This is a genomic window from Nostocoides sp., assembly GCF_035343835.1.
GTDB lineage: Bacteria > Actinomycetota > Actinomycetes > Actinomycetales > Dermatophilaceae > Nostocoides_A > Nostocoides_A vanveenii.
Window position 1 is genome coordinate 1 of record NZ_DAOQZV010000369.1, and the last position, 2,064, is coordinate 2,064.

General features: G+C 69.6%; 2 protein-coding genes. Both read right to left on the minus strand.

Annotated elements, in window-relative coordinates; translation table 11 throughout:
• A partial coding sequence (glmU, locus tag PKH97_RS16190; RefSeq protein WP_324388639.1) for a bifunctional UDP-N-acetylglucosamine diphosphorylase/glucosamine-1-phosphate N-acetyltransferase GlmU occupies positions 1-1,318 on the minus strand: 1,318 nt, incomplete at its 3' end.
• A 437-nt stretch (positions 1,319-1,755) separates the two neighbouring features.
• Positions 1,756-2,064 (minus strand): VWA domain-containing protein (locus PKH97_RS16195; protein ID WP_324388638.1); only part of this gene is annotated, 309 nt, incomplete at its 5' end.

Here is a 2,064-nt window from a genome sequence, read left to right on the forward strand (position 1 = left end):
GGGCCACCCAGCCGTCGACATTGCGTTGCTTGCCGCGGGCGACGGCGATCTGCCCCGGCCGCACGTCATGGGTCAGCGCCGACCCGGCCGCGACATACGCCCCATCGCCGACCGTGACGGGCGCGATCAGCACGCTGTCGGAGCCGACGAAGCTCTGCGCGCCGATCACGGTGCGGTGTTTGCGGACGCCGTCGTAGTTGGCGAAGATCGTGCCGGCCCCGATATTGGCGCCGGCGCCGATCGTGGCGTCACCGCAGTAGGTCAGGTGCGGAACCTTGGCCTTGGGCCCGATCTTGGCGTTCTTGGTCTCGACGAAACCGCCGATCTTGCCGCCTTCGCCCAGTTCGGTCCCGGCGCGCAGATAGCTGTAGGGGCCGACGGTGGCGTCGGCTGCGACGAGCGCGGTGTCGACCTCGGCCCGGCGCACGTGCGCCCGATCGCCGATCTCGCTGTCCCGGATGGTCACCTCCGGCCCGATCGTGGCCTGCCGGCCGATCGAGGTGGCGCCGAGCAGTTGGGTGCCCGGCAAGATAGTGGTGTCTTGGCCGATGGTGACGTCCACATCGATCCAGGTGCTCGCCGGGTCGACAATGGTCACGCCGGCGCGCATGTGCCGATCGCAGATCCGGTCGTTGAGCACCCGGCCCAAGGTCGCGAGCTGAGCCCGGTCGTTGACCCCCTCGGTCTGCCACTTGTCGTCGATGACGTGGGCGTCCACGGCACGGCCCGTGGCGCGAGCAATCGTGACGACATCGGTGAGGTACTTCTCCCGTTGGGCGTTCTCGGTGCTCAGCTGGGGCAGGGCGGCACGCAGCACGTCGGCGTCAAAGGCATAGATTCCGGAGTTGATCTCCCGGATGCCGAGCTGGTCGGGCGTCGCGTCCTTCTGCTCGACGATGGCGGCGACCTGCCCGTCCGCGTCGCGCACGACGCGGCCATACCCCGTCGGGTCATCGATGACCGAGGTCACCACGGTGACCGCGCTGCCGCTTGCCGTATGCCGTTCGGTCAGGGCGATGAGCGTCTCACCGGTCAGCAGGGGCACATCGCCATAGGTCACCAAAATGGTGCCCGTCAGGTCGCTGGGCAACGCGGCGAGGCCGCACTCCACGGCGCGGCCAGTGCCCTTCTGGTCGTCCTGGTCGGCGACCTGCAATCCGGCGTCGAAGGCGGTGCAGAAGGCGATGACCTGGTCGCGTTGGTGGCGGACGACGACCTCCACCTGCTCGGCGCCTGTGGCGCGGGCGGCGCGGATCGCGTGGCCGACCAAGGCGGTGCCCCCGATGGGGTGCAAGACCTTGGCCAGATCGGATTTCATCCGCGTGCCTTCGCCGGCGGCGAGGATGATGACGGCAGCAGGTCGGCTGGTCACGAGGGCGCGACTCCCAGGCTCGGAGGGGATTCCCGGCGCGGGGCGCCGGCCAACCCCGCCATCCTAACGAGCCGCCGGGTTGCTCCTTGCGCTGCGAGATGGGCTGGGCTCACAAGGCGCTGGCGAAAACCCCGGACAGGTCGGCGGGATTGCGGGCCACCGTGGGCCGTCGACGGCGTCGGTCACGCGGCGCATGGCCTTGATGTCAGGGGCGGGACCCATGCCGATCAGCACGAGCCGGACCCGCTTGTCCGAGCGACCGGCCGCCCTGAGCTTGGCGATCAACTGGGCCTCGCTCACCCACCGGTGGGGTCGTCATTGTCACCGTCGGTGATCACCATGACGAGGTTCTCGATCTGCGGCCGGTCGTCGGCCTGCGCGGCCTAATAGGCCGCCCAGATGGTGTCGTAGAGCTCGGTGTCGCCGCGGACCAGCTTCGGCATCCCGAGCGCCGCCTGCCGCAGCGCATTGCGGTGGCTGTTCGGGTCGGTGGCCTTGCCCAGGGTGGCGAAGGGGATCAGGGGCTGGTAGTCGCGTCCGGCCTGGCCGACGCTGGAGAAGACCCACAGACCCGCGCGCGCGTCGTCGGGCAACTCGGCAATCGAGTCGTTGACGGCGCCGACGGCCAGGTCGATCCGGGTCAGGGTGCCGGCCTTCTCCAGCATCGACCCCGACACGTCGACGACACTAAG